Genomic DNA, 17005 nt, shown 5'->3' with positions numbered 1-17005 from the left:
CCGCTTTTGTTTAAAAATGTTGATTTATTTATCCGTATTAACGTTAGTTTCAGCTAAAAAATCCGTTTTTATTGAAATATATTAATTATTTTAATGAGAATTGGACAGCTTGTATTATTCCACATACGTCTGCGCATGAAAAAGGGTTTATTTTATAGTCTTTCTTTGCCAGGTTTCCTCCTGTTCACAACTGGTATTCCGGCTTTCTGCCTTTCGCTTGCAGCTGCCTGGTCACATTCTTGCCCTTTCAGGTAATATGGCGTAGGTTTGCGGCTTCAACAGTAACGTTATATATGTTTAATGAATCTACTGAAGTGGTTGAAGGCCAGCCTGTAATTGTAGTAACGGGTGCCGCTGGTTTTATTAGCAGCTGCCTGGTGCAGTTTTTAAATAGCAAAGGGCATGATAACCTTATTCTGGTAGATGATTTTGGAGAGGAAAAGAAAAGAGCGAATTGGGAAGGTAAAAGCTATATCCGCACTGTTGAGCGCCAGTCTTTTTTCAGCTGGCTGGAAGAAAAAAGTCCCCTGGTGCAGTTTGTTTTTCACCTGGGTGCACGTACCGATACTACTGAATTTAATTATGCTATTCACGAAGAGCTGAACGTGCAATACTCGCAGGACATGTGGAAATATTGTACTGCTAACAATGTACCGCTGGTATATGCTTCCTCTGCAGCTACTTATGGTGGCGGTGAGTTGGGATATGACGATTCCCACGAAATAGTAGAGAAGCTGCAGCCCTTGAATCCTTACGGCGTAAGTAAAAACGAATTTGATAAATGGGCTTTACAGCAAACTGAACAGCCGCCTTTTTGGGCAGGGCTGAAATTTTTTAACGTATACGGTCCCAACGAATATCACAAGGCCCGCATGGCCAGTGTTATCTTCCACTCTTTTAACCAGATACAGCAAAACGGCGTGGTAAAACTGTTTCGCAGTCATCGCGAAGGCATAAAGGACGGCGAACAGCTGCGCGATTTTGTGTATGTAAAGGATGTGGTAAAAGTGATGTACTGGTTGATGGAACATACCCATAAGGCAGGAAACGGGTTGTACAACCTGGGCACAGGAACTGCCCGCTCGTTCATTGACCTGGTAAAAGCCACCTATGCAGGGTTAGATAAACAATCGAATATTGAGTTTATTGATATGCCGGAAGACATTCGTGATAAGTACCAGTACTTTACTGAGGCAAACATGAAAAAACTGCATGACGCAGGTTATTCCGAGCCTTTTTATTCACTGGAAGCAGGTGTGGATGACTATGTGCGCAACTACCTGAAAGTGGGAAAGATGTGGTAATAGACTTAAATTGCTTTGAAACAATACTGAAACATTGAATTACCAAAACTATGGGCAATAAAATAGCCATCATTGGCGGCGGAAACCTGGGTACAGCAATTGCTGAAGGATTAATAAGCAGTGGTTTTGTGCAACCACAGCACATTATAGTTACCAAAAGGAATGTGGCCACGTTAAAGCCGCTGGAAGAAAAAGGCGTTTTAATCAGCAATGATAACGTAGAAGCGGTAAAATTTGCCGATTGGGTAATTCTGGCAGTTAAGCCATTCCAGGTAAAAGAAATTCTTACACAGTTGCACCCGCATCTGGATGCGAAGCGTCATGTATTAATCAGTGTTATTACCGGTGTATGGGTAAAAGATATGCAGGAAGTGGTAGGGGATGCGTTTACACTGTTTCGTGCAATGCCTAACACGGCTATCGCTATCCGGGAAAGTATCACCTGCATTTCGCGGCACAATGCATCTGCTGTGCAGGAACAATATGTAAAAGACCTGTTTGACCAGTTAGGGAAAACAGTGATAATAGAAGAAAAGCTGATGGATGCTGCTACGGTGCTGGGCGCTTGTGGCACTGCTTACGCTATGCGTTACATCCGGGCTAACATTCAGGGCGGCATTGAAATTGGTTTTGATGCAGCTACTGCTTCTTTAATTGCTGCACAAACCGTAAAAGGGGCCGCAGAATTATTGCTTACCAGGCACACACATCCAGAGCAGGAAATTGATAAAGTTACCACACCTAAAGGTTGTACTATTGCCGGCTTAAACGAAATGGAGCACCAGGGATTCAGTTCTTCTTTAATCAAAGGGGTTGTTACCAGCTACAAAAAGATTGTGAATGATATGTAAAAGCCGGCATTCCGGTTTTTAATCACTTTTAACCAGCCTGTTTTTGCAAACCAGAAAATTAGGTTAACTTTGCATGACCTTCACTAATTACGGGTCATCCAATCTGCTTTTAAGGCATAAGAAAGAGTAAATATAACATCCATTATATATGGCAAAGTACATTTTTGTGACTGGTGGTGTAACCAGCAGTCTGGGTAAGGGTATTATTGCGGCCTCACTGGCCAAATTGTTGCAGGCGCGTGGTTTCAGTGTAACCATTCAAAAACTTGACCCCTATATTAACGTTGATCCCGGCACTTTAAACCCCTACGAGCACGGGGAGTGTTACGTTACAGAAGACGGGGCTGAAACGGATCTGGATTTGGGACACTACGAGCGTTTCCTGAACATTTTTACTACCCAAAGCAACAACGTTACTACCGGCCGTATTTATCAGCATGTTATTAACAGAGAGCGTGAAGGTGCTTTTCTGGGAAAAACTGTGCAGGTGATCCCGCATATTACCGACGAAATCAAACGCAGAATGCTGCTGTTGGGTAAAGATGGTAAGTATGATATTGTTATTACGGAAATAGGAGGTACTGTAGGTGACATTGAAAGCCTGCCTTTTATTGAGGCGGTGCGTCAGTTACAGTGGGAATTGCCGGAAGAAGATGTGGCGGTGATTCACTTAACACTGGTGCCTTATTTAAAAGCAGCTAAAGAATTAAAAACCAAGCCTACACAGCACAGTGTTAAAATGCTGAGTGAAACAGGTGTGCATCCCGATGTTATTGTTTGCCGTACAGAAGAACCACTGGGCAATGATATCAAACGTAAAATTGCCCTGTTCTGTAATGTAAAACCAGAAGCGGTAATTGAAGCAATGGATGCGCCTACTATTTACGAGGTGCCATTGGAAATGTTGCGTGAAAAGCTGGATCTGATCTGCTTAAAAAAATTCAACCTCACCAATTACAAAGAGCCGGTATTAGATAAGTGGAAAGGCTTTTTAGATAAACTGAAATATCCTAAATCCAAAGTAACGATTGGATTGATTGGTAAATATATTGAGCTACAGGATGCTTATAAATCCATCCTGGAAAGCTTTGTACATGCAGGAGCGATGAACGAAACCAAGGTGCAGATTGTAAATGTGCACAGTGAATATATTACCCAGGAAAATGTAGCTGAAAAGCTGCAGGGGCTGGATGGTTTGCTGGTGGCGCCAGGTTTTGGTATGCGTGGTATTGATGGTAAAATTGTGGCTATTCAATTTGCGCGTGAAAACAAACTGCCTTTCTTTGGTATTTGTTTAGGTATGCAGATGGCTGTAGTTGAATATGGCCGTAACGTACTGGGATTAAGTAAAGCGCATTCTACAGAGATGGATGCTAATACTTCCGATCCGGTTATCAACATGATGGAAGAGCAAAAGCAGATTACCATGATGGGTGGAACCATGCGTTTAGGTGCTTATCCATGTGATATTAAAGAAAACACACTGGCACATCAGATTTACGGTAACGTTAACATCAGTGAACGCCACCGCCACCGTTACGAGTTTAACAACAAGTACCTGGATGCATACGAAGGTGCTGGCATGAAAGCCAGTGGTCGTAACCCGGAAACAGGCCTCGTAGAAATTATGGAAGTGCCTTCACATCCCTTCTTTATTGGCGTGCAATACCATCCTGAACTGAAAAGTACAGTGGAAAACCCTGCGCCTTTATTTGTAAGTTTTGTGGCAGCAGCCAAGCAATACAACGAAAAGAAAAGTTTAATAAAAAGCTCTGTTTTACAAGGCGAAGCCCTGTAAACGCTGGCTAAATCAAACAAATATTATCCAATAAGAACACGAAATTCACCAAAACCGGTGGGTTTCGTGTTTTTTTATGCAGTTCCTGTAAATTGGTGTTTTTAATTATTGAGTACATATGATAAAGCTTTTTTTGAAATGGGCAGTATGTTGCTGTTTGCTGATAACAGCAAACGTGTATGCGCAACCGCATTGGACTGCTGCCGGCAATAGTTATTACGAGGTAGAAGCGGGAAATGTAGTGTTATACACCCTACCTTCTTTTACTAAACAGGTAGTTGTTGACAATTCAAAACTGATACCAGCCGGCAAATCTGTAGCGCTGGATGTGCAGGATTTTACTTTTTCGGCAGATGGTAAAAAAATGCTGATTTATACCAATAGCAAAAAAGTGTGGCGCCGAAATACCCGTGGCGATTACTGGGTGCTGGATATTGCTTCCGGTGAGTTACACCAGTTGGGTAAGGATAAGGCGTCTTCTTCATTGATGTTTGCGAAGTTTTCGCCGGATGGCTTACAGGTGGCATATGTGAGTTTGCATAACCTGTATACAGAAGAGGTGAAATCCGGAACGATAAAAGCATTGACTACAGATGGTACCGACCGTATGATCAATGGTACCTTTGATTGGGTATATGAAGAAGAGTTTGATTGTCGGGATGGCTTTCGATGGAGCCCTGATAGCAAGCATATAGCCTATTGGCAAATAGATGCCCGCCAGATAAGAAATTACCTGATGCTGAATACTACCGATTCTATTTATTCTTTTAACGTGCCTGTAGAATATCCTAAGGTTGGCGAGGCGCCTTCTCCCTGTAAGGTGGGTGTGGTGGATGTAGCTACTGCTGCTACACAATGGATGCAGGTGCCTGGCGATAACAGGCAGCATTATATTCCGCGTATGGAGTGGGCGTATAACTCAACAGAGTTGATATTGCAACAGTTAAACCGCAAGCAAAACGAAAGCAAAATATTTATTTGTAACAGTGCTACCGGCGATGCCAGGGGGATTTACCAGGAAACGGATAATGCCTGGATTGATATTAAAGCCCGCTGGAGTGAAGAGCCTACTGGCTGGGAATGGCTACATGATGGGAAAGACTTTTTGTGGGTATCGGAAAAAGATGGTTACAGGCATATTTACCTGGTGAGCCGTGATGGTAAAAAAGAGAAACTGGTTACTACTGGTAAGTATGATATACTGAGCATTGATGCTATTGATGAAAAAAGCGGCAATGTGTATTATATGGCTTCTCCCGACAATGCTACCCAGCAATATTTGTATCGTGTGAATATCAATAATGGCAAATCCGCTTTATTGTCTCCTGCCGGTTTAAAAGGTACACATCAGTACGCTATTTCGCCTAACGGAACGTATGCACAGCATTCTTTTTCCAATGCCAATACTTTGCCTATGAGCGAATGGGTAAGCCTACCTGCTCATACAGCTTTGCCCGGAACGGAAAAGCATGCTAACCGCAGGCCAGGGGCTAACACTTATCCTGTTGAGTTTTTCCAGGTAACCACCGAGGAAGGTATTACTATGGATGGCTGGATGATAAAACCGGCGCATTTTGATTCTACTAAAAAGTATCCGGTGTTGTTTTATGTGTATACCGAGCCGGCTACCCAAACGGTACGTGACAGTTATGGCAGCGCCGGAACCCGCTTGTACAATGGTGATATGGCAGCAGACGGGTATATCCAGATTAGCCTGGATGGCCGTGGCACGCCTGCCCCTAAAGGTGCAGCGTGGAGAAAAGCCATTTACCGCAACATTGGCCGTGTAAACATCCGAGACCAGGCACAGGCCGCGCAGAAAATTTTGCAGTGGAACTTTGTAGATACTTCCCGTATAGCTGTATGGGGGTGGAGTGGTGGCGGTTCTACTACTTTAAACTTATTGTTCCAGTATCCCAATATTTACAAAACAGGTATTTCTATTGCGCCGGTAGCCAACCAGCTTACTTACGATAATATTTACCAGGAGCGTTATATGGGCATTCCACAGGAAAACAAGGCTGATTTTGTGCAGGGTTCACCTGTAACCTATGCTAAAAACCTGCAGGGGAAGCTGTTGCTGATACACGGCACCGGTGATGATAATGTGCACTATCAGAATACTGAAATGCTTATTAATGAGCTGATTAAGTACAATAAAGTATTTCAGCTGATGAGTTACCCGAACAGAACCCATGCTATTTATGAAGGGGAGGGCACCACGCAGCACCTGAAAAGTACATTCACCGAGTTTTTGAAACGCAATTGCCCCGGTGGCGGGCGATAACTACCGCTTAACCGGTAAAAATGATACCTTTAGAAGAACGCCGCCTATTTGGGCGGCGTTCTTCTTTGCAATCCCTACCTTTGCCGCTCATTTTTTATAGTCATATATGAAGACCGATAAGAATACTATTATTGGATTTGTGTTATTAGGTGCACTGTTTTTTGTGTTTTTCTGGTTCACAAACAGGCAACAGAAAGTTGCTATGGCAGAACAGCAAAGGATTAAAGATTCTATTGAACTGGTAGAAAAATCTAAAATCATTCCTGTTGACCCAGCTGTAGCCAAAGCAGATTCCTTGCGTGTAGATTCGCTGAACAAGCTGAATATTTCAGGAGACTTTGCCGGAGCTGCCAACGGTACAGAACAACTGACAGTTGTAGAGAACGAAGTAATGAAAGTTACTTTTACCAATAAAGGTGGACAGGTGAAACAGGTACAATTGAAAAATTATACCTCTTACGATAAAAAGCCCGTGGTGTTAGGTGGTGCAACCGGCGATGAGCTGACTTATACCATCAATACTGCGCAAAACCATGTATCTGACGTTGCCAAGCTGTATTTTTCTACAGCGCCGGTAGTAAAAAATGCAGATGGTAGCCAAACCGTTAATTTCACACTAGCCAACGCAAGCGGCCAAAGTGTAATACACAGCTTTATTATCCGTTCTAACGATTATATGATCGACTGGAACGTTAATATGAGAGGTGCTGACAAACTGCTTACCAGCAATACCATGAACATTCAATGGTACATGTCGCCACAACGTCATGAAGGTTCTCTGGATTATGAAAGGCAATTAAGCAACGTATGTTTTAATGAAGAAGATGGTTTTGATTATATCTCTTCTAAAACAGAGCGCACTTTTGATAAAAAGGTAAAATGGCTGGGTGCTGTGCAGCAGTTTTTTAACACTACCCTGATTGCTAAAAACGGCTTTAATTCCGGCTCTGTAAAATGGGGTCGTAAAACCGATTCCAGCAGCACTTTAAGCAATGTGGTGTCTACTTTCCAGTATAAAGCCCCTGCTTCAGCTGAATTGAGCGCTCCTTTCCAGTTATATTTTGGTCCTAACGATTACCAGATGCTGAAGAAAGCAGCCCCTGAAATGGATAAAATAGTAAACCTGGGTCGTGATGTGTACTCGTTTGTACGTCCTATCAACAAGTTTATCATCATGCCGGTGTTTAACTTTTTCGCCAGCCTGATGAGCAATTTTGGTTGGGTAATTTTATTACTGACGTTGTTTATCCGTCTGGTAACTTCTCCTTTAACCTACACCAGCTATTTAAGCGGTGCTAAAATGAAGGTGTTACGTCCGGAGCTGGATGAGCTGAAAAAGAAACTGGGTGGCGATCAGCAGGCTTTTGCAATGGAGCAGATGAAACTTTTTAGAGAAGCAGGCGTAAACCCATTGGGTGGTTGTATCCCGGCTTTACTGCAAATTCCTATCTTCTTCGCGCTGTATAGCTTCTTTAACTCCAACATTGCACTGCGTGGCCAGTCGTTCCTGTGGAGTAACGATTTATCGGCTTACGATTCTATTGTTCATTTTTCCTTTAATGTATGGGGATTAGGTAATCACCTGAGCTTATTTACTATCACTGCGGTATTAACCAGCTTCCTGATCTCTATCTATAACATGAGCATGACTCCTACGCAGGATAACCCTGCTATGAAGTACATGCCCTACATTTTCCCATTCGTACTGTTCTTTGTATTTAACAAACTGCCTTCGGCCTTAACCTGGTATTATACTGTGTCTAACCTGATTACCTTAGGCTTACAGTTTGTTATCCAGCATTACATTATAGACCACAATAAAATTCTGGCTAAAATGGATGAGAACAGGAAAAAGCCAAAAGCGAAAAGCAAATGGCAGGAGAAGTACTCTGATATGATGGATCAGCAGAAAAAGCTGCAGGACATGAAAAATAAAACTAAAAAATAGCAAAAAGCCCCTTCGTAAGGAGGGGCTTTTATTTTGCTTTGGCCAGTCAGTTACGAATAAGTTTTTTGATGTACCCTGGTTTTTTAGTATTATTAAACAGGCAAAACCCTGACTACATATGCCAAATCGCCTGATAATTGCAGATGATCATCAGATTTTGATCGATGGATTAACTGTGGCTTTAAATAGTACCGGTTTATGGGAATTATTACCCCCGGTAAACAATGGCAAGCAATTGCTGGATAGACTGTCGGATGTTGACGTTGACCTGGTGCTGTTGGATTTAAATATGCCTGAAATGGATGGCATAAAAGCGCTGGAAGCTATCAAGCAAATTTATCCGCATGTAAAAGTGCTTATCCTTACCAATTATGGTCAAATCACTGTGCAACAGGAAGTGCGCAGGATGGGAGCAGAAGGTTATCTGCTGAAGAATTCCCCTATTGCCGTTTTACAGGAAGCTATCCGGGAAATTCTGGCGGGTGAAACTTATTTCCTTGCTATTGACGAGCCTGTGAAAGTAGGGAACGCCTTGTTCCTGGATGATTTTATGAAAAAGTTTCAGCTCACCCGCCGGGAGGTGGAAATTATTAAAATGATCGGGTTGGAATTAACCAGCCGGGAAATCAGCGACCGGTTGTTTATCAGTGAATTAACGGTTTCTACCCACCGCAAGAACATTTTGCGTAAGCTAAGCGTGAAAAATATAGCCGGCGTTATCAATTTTGCCCGTGAACACAGCCTTATTTAAAAAATAAAAGGCCTTTTTTCGGGTTGGACATCATGGTTTAGTTCTTTGTAATATATTGTTTTTCAGCTATTTGAACGGGATAGTACACTACTTAGGCATAATAAAAAGTAGAAAAAGTTGGCTTGCACACGCCTGAATACCATTCTACATTTGTATTGTGATAATAAAGATTTGTCACAGTGATTTTGAAAAACGTTTGTTCGCCAGTGGTAACTATAAAAAGAAAGAAATTATGAAAACCTTTAATGTACGTTCCGCTGTAGCAAGATTCTCCTTCACCACCTTAGTGGTTGCCTTACTGTTAGTATGCGCTCCTTTCCTGAGCAAGGCAAATGCTAACAACGAAAAAGAAGTTTTATTAACTGAAAAGCAGGTATCTATTCAATACGCTGGCTACAACGACAACAGTGTTGTGTTCCGCGTGAAATTTGAAAACCCTACTGCTCAAAAATTCAGCCTGATTATCAAGAATGAAGCAGGGGATGTGCTGTTTCAGGGAAAATATAGCGATACCGCTTTTAACAAGGCTGTACACATTCTGAAAGAAGAAGCTGAAATGAACCCAACTTTTATCATCCGTGTTGGCAACCAGAAAGTAGAACAAACTTTCTCTGTAAGCAGCAACACTGATGTAGTAGAAGATGTGGTAGTTACCAGGATATAATGATGTAGGTTAGTATAATGTTTTTTAAGTGCAGAAAAGCTGCCGGATTTATTTTCCGGCAGCTTTTCTGCTTATTGGCATATCCACTATCGCTTTTTACGACAAATTGGCAATTTTTTATGCTTGGTATCCTGTTTGACCATCTATTGCAAAAAGTATTTGAATATGCAAAAAGGACAAATTCGTGTTCAGACGGAGAACATTTTCCCGATCATTAAAAAGTTCCTTTACAGCGACCATGAAATATTCCTGCGTGAATTGGTAAGTAATGCCATTGATGCCACGCAGAAATTGAAAACACTTTCTTCTATTGGAGAAGCAAAGGGCGAATTAAACGATTTGCGTATTGATGTGGTGCTGGATGTGAACGCCAAAACGCTGAGTATTATTGACAAGGGGATAGGCATGACCGCTGAAGAGGTAGATAAATACCTGAATCAGCTGGCTTTTTCCGGAGCAGAAGAGTTTTTGAATAAATATAAGGATGCTAATATAATAGGTCATTTCGGTTTGGGTTTTTACAGCGCCTTTATGGTGAGCAGCAAAGTGGAAGTGTTTACCAAAAGTTTCCGCGAAGGGGCTAAAGGTGTATACTGGAGCTGTGATGGTAGCCCCGAGTTTGAACTGTATGAAATAGATAAGGAAGACCGTGGTACTAAAATAGTATTGCACATTAATGAAGAGAGTGAGGAGTTTGTAGATGCTTACCGCATCAGGGGCATTCTTACCAAATTTTGTAAATTCCTGCCTGTACCTATTTACTTCTCGGAAGAAAACGGAAGAGAAGAAGAAAAAGATAAAGAGCTGGAAGAGCAACCTATTAACAATCCCAACCCTATCTGGGTTAAAAAGCCTTCTGAATTAACGAAGGAGGATTATGAAAATTTCTATAGAGAGCTGTATCCAGCGGGAGAAACCCCACTGTTCTGGATTCATCTTAATGTAGACTATCCTTTTAATCTTACCGGTATCCTCTATTTCCCTAAGATTAAGCAAAGCTACGAAATACAAAAAGACAAGATTCAGTTATACAGCAACCAGGTGTTTGTAACAGATGAGGTAAAAGATATTGTGCCTGAGTTTCTGATGCTGTTACATGGTATTATAGATAGTCCGGATATTCCGTTAAACGTTAGCCGTAGTTATTTACAGGGTGACCCCAACGTACGTAAGATCAATGCCCACATTACTAAAAAAGTGGCTGATAAACTGGACGAGATTTTCCGCAACGACCGTCCTTCTTTTGAAGCGAAGTGGGAAAGTCTGGGGCTGTTTGTGAAGTATGGCATGATGACAGATGATAAATTCCAGGAAAAGGCCAACAAGTTTGTGTTACTGCAGGACGTGGCAGACAGCAAATTTTACACACTGGATGAATTTAAAGCTGCTACAGATGCTACCCAGAAAAATAAAGATGGTAAAACGGTGATTATTTATACCACCGATCCGGTACAGCAGGATGCATATATTAAGGCAGCCCAGGCTAAAGACTACAAAGTAGTGAAGCTGGAAACCCTGATTGACTCTGCGTTTATCAACAACATGGAAATGAAATGGGACAGCGTTCATTTTGTACGTGTTGATTCTGATATTGCTGATAACCTGGTAGATGTGCAAGAGCATACCAACAGCATTTTAAGCACAGAGGAAGAAGAAAAACTGAAAGGTTTGTTTGGCTTCCAGGTACCTGATCTTACCGTGAAAGTGGAAGTGAAAGGTTTAAGTGCAGAAGCGGCTCCGGTAATCGCTACCCGTCCTGAATTTGTGCGTCGTATGAAAGATATGGCCGGCATGGGTGGCGGTATGAGTGCGTTTTATGCAAACATGCCGGATGAAGTAACCTTAACCGTTAACGGTAATCACAAAGTATATCAGACTTTATTAAAAGAAAATGATACACAGAAGCAGGAAAACCAGGTGCGTAACCTGGCGGATCTGGCCCTGTTGTCACAAGGTTTATTAAAGGGTGCCAACCTCACAGAGTTTATCAATAGAAGTGTGGCTTTACTGAGCTAAGGATATATTATTTGATTAAAGAAAAAGGCTTTGTTATTATAACAAAGCCTTTTTCTTTAATCATCACTTATATAAATGTCGTATTCGTGCTACTGTTGATTACTATTGTTCAGATAACTTAAAATCAATCACTTTCATTTGCAGGTATTTCTCGCCATTCCATTCATTCATATCCAGTGTATATACAATGTCAACCGGATGATTCATTTGTAAAAGATGAAATTGGCTGGCCATATTAAATCCAATGCCGGTAAGTGTTACAATACCTTGTTTTACCACAAAACGGATGTGTTGGTCTTTTACCACTTTAGAGGCACCGGTGTCTTTTACAAACCTGCTTACAAAGATGGGGCGTGTATTGTAAGGCCCAAATGGCTCCATTTGGGACAGGATGTTATAAAAGGTTTGTGTAAACTCCTGGAAGTTTACCTCTGCATCTATAATAATTTCAGGAACCAGTGATGCTTCCGTAATAGTGGCGGCAACCACTTCGTTAAACTTGTTACTGAATGCTTCTACCTGTTCGGGTAATAAGGTCATGCCTGCGGCAGCAAAGTGGCCACCATACCCAAGTAAATGTTCACGACAGGCATGTATGGCTTCGTACAGGTTAAAGCCCGATACGCTTCGGGCGCTACCTGCCACAATATCTCCGCTTCGGGTAAGTATAATGGTAGGGCGGTAATAAGAATCTATCAGGCGCGAGGCCACTATGCCTACTACACCTTTATGCCAATGATCTCTGTATAATACTGTGGTTTGGCGGGTGAGTAGCTTTTCATCGGCACGTATCATTTGCAGGGCCTCTTCTGTAATAGAAAGGTCTGCTTCTTTTCTATCGCTGTTGTCGCTGTGTAACTGCTGGGCTATTTGTAAGGCTTTGCCCAAATCTTCTTCCACAAAAAGCTGCACTGCTTTGCGGGCGTCGTCCATACGGCCAGCGGCATTAATGCGGGGGGCTATTACAAATATCAGGTTGCCTATGTTCACCGCAGAGGTGATATTACCCGTTTGTATCAATGCCTTAATGCCGGCACAAGGGGCAGTGTTGGTTTGTTGTAAACCCAGAAATGCCAGTGTTCTGTTTTCACCTGAAAGCGGCACTATATCAGCAGCGATGGCGGTGGCCACCAGGTCGAGGTACTTTAAATAGCTTTGTTCGGGCAGGCCTTTAGCAATACTGATTGCCTGCATTAGTTTAAAACCTACACCACAACCACATAATTCCTTATACGGGTAAGGGCAATCTGATTGCTTAGGATTAAGAATAGCAAAGGCAGGTGGTAATATTTCGTCAGGCAAATGGTGGTCACATACAATAAAGTCAATGCCATTGTCCAGTGCCTGTTGAATCAGATCTACAGATTTAATACCACAGTCCAGGGAAATAACCAGGGAAAAATAATTGTCCTGGGCAAAACGAATGCCTTCCTGTGATATACCATACCCCTCGCGATAACGGTGAGGTATGTAAAAATCGATGAGTGGATGCAGTGCTTTTAAAAAACGATACATAGATGCTACCGAAGTGGTGCCATCTACATCATAATCGCCAAATACAAGAATACGTTCATTGTTGTCAATGGCCATTATAATACGGTCAACCGCCTTCTGCATATCCTTCATCAGAAAGGGATCGTGCAAATGTGATAGCTGGGGCCGGAAAAACTGCCGGGCCTGTTCAAACTCAGTGATACCTCTTTGCACCAGTATGCTGCAAAGAGTGGCATTAATACCAAGTGCCTTTTGAAGAGATTGAGTTTGTTCTGTAGCAGTAGATAGTATATTCCAGCGTTTTTGCATGAATGCTTATAATAAATTCAAATAGAGAAAATAATTGCTATGAAGATAAAGGAATTAGTATTCCCGGTCGGTAGTATAACGCACCAATTGCTCCAGTGCCTGCCTTACCTCGCCGTCTTCAAATTCATGTAAAAGCGCCAGTGCTTCATCCCGGTAACCGGTCATTTTTGTGTTGGCGTAGCGGATGCCACCAGAGTCGGTTACGGCATCTATTACAAATTTTACTTTGTCTTTACGTGTGTTTTCGTTCTTAACGATATAGATAAGCTTCTTTTTCAGTGCCTGATCGCAATTGTTCAACGTATAAATAAGAGGAAGTGTGAGCTTTTTTTCCTTGATATCGTTTCCGGTAGGTTTGCCTACATTGGCACTACCATAATCGAACAGGTCGTCTTTTATTTGGAAGGCCATGCCTACTTTTTCCCCAAACTGCTGCATTTTCACAACATCTTCGGGATTTTTAAAGGTAGTACTGGCGCCGGCTGCACAAGCCGAAGACAGAAGGGAAGCAGTTTTGCCTTTAATTATTTCGTAATAAATCTGTTCGTCGAGGTTAAGGTTTCGGGCTTTTTCTATTTGCAGCAGTTCGCCTTCACTCATCATTTTTACAGCACGCGATAAAATCTGGAGGGCGGCAAAATCGCCGTTATCAAGGGATAACAACAGGCCTTTTGATAGCAGATAATCACCTACCAGCACCGCTATCTTATTCTTCCACAATGCGTTAATAGAAAAAAAACCTCTTCTTTCCAGGGAATCATCTACCACATCGTCATGCACTAATGTGGCGGTATGCAGCAACTCTACCAGTGAAGCGGCGCGATAAGTAGCATCCGTAACCGGCCCTCCCAGGCGGGCGCTTAAAAAAACGAACATAGGGCGCATTTGCTTGCCTTTTCGCTTCACTATATATTGCATAATCCTGTCCAGCAAGGCCACACGGCTTTTTACAGCCTCCCTGAAGTGTGCCTCAAATAGTTCCAATTCTGCTGATATAACCCGGCGTGCTGCTTCCATTTTCAAAACTTGGCTGCAATATAACTAGATAAAAATTAAATGTTAAAAGCAACATTGGCACTGCAATTGCTGTCTGATTAACAAGTGAGTATGGCAAAATAAGCGTTAAAAATTTGGTTTTCTTAGCTCAATAGTTAACTTTGCCGTGCCAAGTTTTATTTAGGGTTCAATGTTTTAAACAAAAATTAAATTATACCTATGGCAAGCAAAAAGTACACAGCGTTACTAGGCCTTTTAGGTTTGGTACAGTCGGCCACGTTTGCACAAAAAAATGACGCCAACGCAGATTGGTGGAAAGATTCTTCGAAGGTTGCTACCAAGCGCCTGCCTCAGTACAATGAGTTCGCGAACAACCAATACCCTTACCCGGCTAAGCCGCGCGATATGTGGGAATTAGGTTTTCACGGTGGATACTCATTCATTTCAGGTGATATTGATGCTAGACCAGGCTTCGGCGGTGGTTTATCATTAAGAAAATCACTGGGTCATATCTTCTCTGTAAGAGCAGATTACACCGGTTCTTTTAACTACGGTTTGGATTACCGTACTCGTCCTGCAGATGCTGCAACCGCAGCAGCTTTGGGTTATGCAGTAAACCAACAGTATGTAGCAAACTACAGAAACAGAACGCATCAGGGTAACCTGGATTTCATTGCGTCTCTGAACACTTTAAGCCATTACAGAGGCAATCCTAAAACAAACATCTATACCTTCGTTGGTTATAGCTTAGTTGTTGCTGATGTGGATGTAGACAACAGCTTAACCGGTGCAAACCTAACAGGTGTTCCTTTTGGTGGCAAAAGATCTGACATCAAAAAGGCGCTGAAAGACAAAATGAACGGTTATAACAGCAATGCTCCTGTAACAAACGGTAACCGTGAACCAGTTGGTCGTGTTAACGACAACCAGCTGATCCGCCACGCTGTTAGCTTCGGTGCTGGTATTTCCTTCAAACTGAGCTCTCGCCTGTCTTTAGGCGTTGAAGAAAGACTTACAGTTCCTTTCTCTGACGACATGGACGGTGTGAATGCTGGTAAATCAAATGATTTCTATAGCTACACTGCAATCCGCGGTGGTCTGGCTATCGGAAACTCCTCTAAGAGAGTTGCTCCATTATGGTGGATCAACCCGAACAACTTCATCTACAATGAGTTGAACAATCCAAAGCACATGAAGTTACCTCCTCCAGTTCTGCCTGATGCAGATGGTGATGGTGTAACTGATCAATTTGACCTGGAGCCAAACACACCAGCTGGTGCACCAGTTGACGCTCGCGGTCGTGCTTTAGATACAGATGGTGACGGTGTTCCTGACTACAAAGACAAGGAATTACTGACTCCTCAAAAATGTTTCCCTGTTAACGCTGATGGCGTTGGTAATTGTCCAGAGCCTGAGTGCTGCAAAGAATTACGCGACAAAATCGCTAATTTACAACTGGTACCAGCTTGTTCAATCAACAACCTGCCTAGCTTACAGTTCAAAAGTGGTTCAGTTAAAATCAGCAAAGACGGTGAGTCTATCCTGAACAGCGTAGCTGAAAAACTGAATGCGAACCCAACTTGTAAAGTAAAAATCATCGGTTACGGTGCTTCTGACAAACGTGCACAGCAATTAAGCTGGGATCGCGTAAATGCAGTTGAAAAATACCTGGTTGAAAAACAAGGTATCTCTGAAGGCCGCCTGATCTTCACTTACGGTCAAGAAGGTGATTCTAACACAGTAGACTTCCAGGGAACTACGGAAGAAGGTCCTAACTCAGTACCTGCTCCGCACCCAAATTTAAAGCGCACTAAATAAGTTCGTGATACTTTTTGCCCTATAAAACCCTCCGCTTACACGGAGGGTTTTTTTATCATTCCTGCCTTTTACCAATCCTGCATTCGATAGTGATTAATCACTAGTGTGTTCCTTAAGGCACAGGCTTTGAGCATAGATATATCGTACATACAGTGCTATAACCTAAATAGGTTATAGAGCTATTTTGGGAAACAAAATATATTTAAGCGTTAAAGCTATTACTATGATAAAGGTTATCGTTGCTGACGAAGAACAACAAGACATCAGTGGCCTTGTTGAAAAGCTCTCTGGTTTTATGCCTGGTGTTGAAATTATAGTGGACAAACGCAACACCCTACCCGCCGAAAATAAAATTGCTTCCGATACCATTATGCTGCAAAGTGCCCGCGAAGTTCATTTTATCCCTGTTTCACAAATTGTAAGAGTGCTTGGCGAAAACAACTACAGTGTGTTTACCTTAGCCAATGGCCGTAAAATAACGGTGGCACGTACCTTACGCGACTATGAAGCAATGCTGCTGCCTCACCATTTTTACAGAATACATAAATCACATATCATTAACCTCAATTACCTGGTAAAGGTGAATAAGGGAGATGAGTTTTTGGTGCAAATGACAGATGGTGCAGTGCTGGAAGTGGCTACACGCCGTAAAACAGATTTTTTGAGATGTATGCATGAAAGATGCGTGTAATTGCGTTGCCTTTAAAAAAGAACGCGTTATCTAAATAGATAAATGCGTTTTCTAAAGCTGACCTAAACGCCATAATAA

Annotated in this window: 12 protein-coding genes; 10 read left to right on the top strand and 2 right to left on the bottom strand. The window is 42.2% G+C overall.

All coding sequences use genetic code 11. The annotated features are described in order from the left end of the window. The first annotated feature begins 293 nt into the window (after positions 1 to 293). The 8 genes from rfaD to htpG all read left to right on the top strand — a co-directional run bounded on the left by rfaD (position 294) and on the right by htpG (position 11619). On the top strand, positions 294 to 1304 hold the full coding sequence (rfaD, locus tag FLA_RS22485; protein WP_076374567.1) for an ADP-glyceromanno-heptose 6-epimerase: 1011 nt from the start codon (positions 294 to 296) through the stop codon (positions 1302 to 1304). A gap of 50 nt (positions 1305 to 1354) precedes the next feature. Continuing rightward, complete coding sequence (gene proC / locus FLA_RS22480; protein ID WP_076374565.1) at positions 1355 to 2155, top strand: pyrroline-5-carboxylate reductase; 801 nt, start codon at positions 1355 to 1357, stop codon at positions 2153 to 2155. Positions 2156 to 2303: 148 nt separating this feature from the next. Then, a complete protein-coding gene (locus FLA_RS22475) occupies positions 2304 to 3953 on the top strand; it encodes a CTP synthase (protein ID WP_076374564.1) in 1650 nt (549 codons plus the stop codon). Between the two features lie 118 nt (positions 3954 to 4071). Then, on the top strand, positions 4072 to 6240 hold the full coding sequence (locus FLA_RS22470) for a S9 family peptidase (RefSeq protein ID WP_076374562.1): 2169 nt from the start codon (positions 4072 to 4074) through the stop codon (positions 6238 to 6240). Positions 6241 to 6346: 106 nt separating this feature from the next. Beyond that, a complete protein-coding gene (gene yidC / locus FLA_RS22465; protein WP_076374560.1) occupies positions 6347 to 8188 on the top strand; it encodes a membrane protein insertase YidC in 1842 nt (613 codons plus the stop codon). A 118-nt stretch (positions 8189 to 8306) separates the two neighbouring features. Continuing rightward, the gene (locus FLA_RS22460) at positions 8307 to 8939 is read left to right on the top strand and encodes a response regulator (protein ID WP_076374558.1); all 633 of its coding nucleotides are present in this window, start codon (positions 8307 to 8309) and stop codon (positions 8937 to 8939) included. 232 nt (positions 8940 to 9171) lie between these two features. Then, positions 9172 to 9603 (top strand): hypothetical protein, encoded by a 432-nt coding sequence (locus tag FLA_RS22455; protein ID WP_144263937.1) that lies wholly within the window; start codon positions 9172 to 9174, stop codon positions 9601 to 9603. A 165-nt stretch (positions 9604 to 9768) separates the two neighbouring features. After that, entirely contained in the window at positions 9769 to 11619 is a 1851-nt protein-coding gene (gene htpG / locus FLA_RS22450) for a molecular chaperone HtpG (RefSeq protein ID WP_076374554.1), read from the top strand. 102 nt (positions 11620 to 11721) lie between these two features. On the opposite strand, the gene recJ is transcribed toward htpG, so the two are convergent. Continuing rightward, a complete protein-coding gene (gene recJ, locus FLA_RS22445; protein ID WP_076374552.1) occupies positions 11722 to 13422 on the bottom strand; it encodes a single-stranded-DNA-specific exonuclease RecJ in 1701 nt (566 codons plus the stop codon). Positions 13423 to 13476: 54 nt separating this feature from the next. Beyond that, positions 13477 to 14406, bottom strand: a complete 930-nt coding sequence (locus FLA_RS22440; protein ID WP_231940315.1) for a polyprenyl synthetase family protein — start codon at positions 14404 to 14406, stop codon at positions 13477 to 13479. 231 nt (positions 14407 to 14637) lie between these two features. Here FLA_RS22440 and FLA_RS22435 point away from each other — a divergent pair, with 231 nt between their 5' ends. Then, entirely contained in the window at positions 14638 to 16236 is a 1599-nt protein-coding gene (locus tag FLA_RS22435; protein ID WP_076374548.1) for an OmpA family protein, read from the top strand. Between the two features lie 223 nt (positions 16237 to 16459). After that, positions 16460 to 16927, top strand: a complete 468-nt coding sequence (locus FLA_RS22430) for a LytR/AlgR family response regulator transcription factor (protein WP_096511249.1) — start codon at positions 16460 to 16462, stop codon at positions 16925 to 16927. Positions 16928 to 17005: the final 78 nt, after the last annotated feature.

Source organism: Filimonas lacunae (genome assembly GCF_002355595.1).
In the GTDB taxonomy this organism is placed as follows: domain Bacteria; phylum Bacteroidota; class Bacteroidia; order Chitinophagales; family Chitinophagaceae; genus Filimonas; species Filimonas lacunae.
This window is presented reverse-complemented; position numbering and strand designations above follow the sequence as displayed.

Bases quoted from the DNA above. Each gene is read 5' to 3' on its own strand.
- rfaD (WP_076374567.1), top strand. From the start codon at position 294: ATGTTTAATGAATCTACTGAAGTGGTTGAAGGCCAGCCTGTAATTGTA.
- proC (WP_076374565.1), top strand. From the start codon at position 1,355: ATGGGCAATAAAATAGCCATCATTGGCGGCGGAAACCTGGGTACAGCA.
- FLA_RS22475 (WP_076374564.1), top strand. From the start codon at position 2,304: ATGGCAAAGTACATTTTTGTGACTGGTGGTGTAACCAGCAGTCTGGGT.
- FLA_RS22470 (WP_076374562.1), top strand. From the start codon at position 4,072: ATGATAAAGCTTTTTTTGAAATGGGCAGTATGTTGCTGTTTGCTGATA.
- yidC (WP_076374560.1), top strand. From the start codon at position 6,347: ATGAAGACCGATAAGAATACTATTATTGGATTTGTGTTATTAGGTGCA.
- FLA_RS22460 (WP_076374558.1), top strand. From the start codon at position 8,307: ATGCCAAATCGCCTGATAATTGCAGATGATCATCAGATTTTGATCGAT.
- FLA_RS22455 (WP_144263937.1), top strand. From the start codon at position 9,172: ATGAAAACCTTTAATGTACGTTCCGCTGTAGCAAGATTCTCCTTCACC.
- htpG (WP_076374554.1), top strand. From the start codon at position 9,769: ATGCAAAAAGGACAAATTCGTGTTCAGACGGAGAACATTTTCCCGATC.
- recJ (WP_076374552.1), bottom strand. From the start codon at position 13,422: ATGCAAAAACGCTGGAATATACTATCTACTGCTACAGAACAAACTCAA.
- FLA_RS22435 (WP_076374548.1), top strand. From the start codon at position 14,638: ATGGCAAGCAAAAAGTACACAGCGTTACTAGGCCTTTTAGGTTTGGTA.
- FLA_RS22430 (WP_096511249.1), top strand. From the start codon at position 16,460: ATGATAAAGGTTATCGTTGCTGACGAAGAACAACAAGACATCAGTGGC.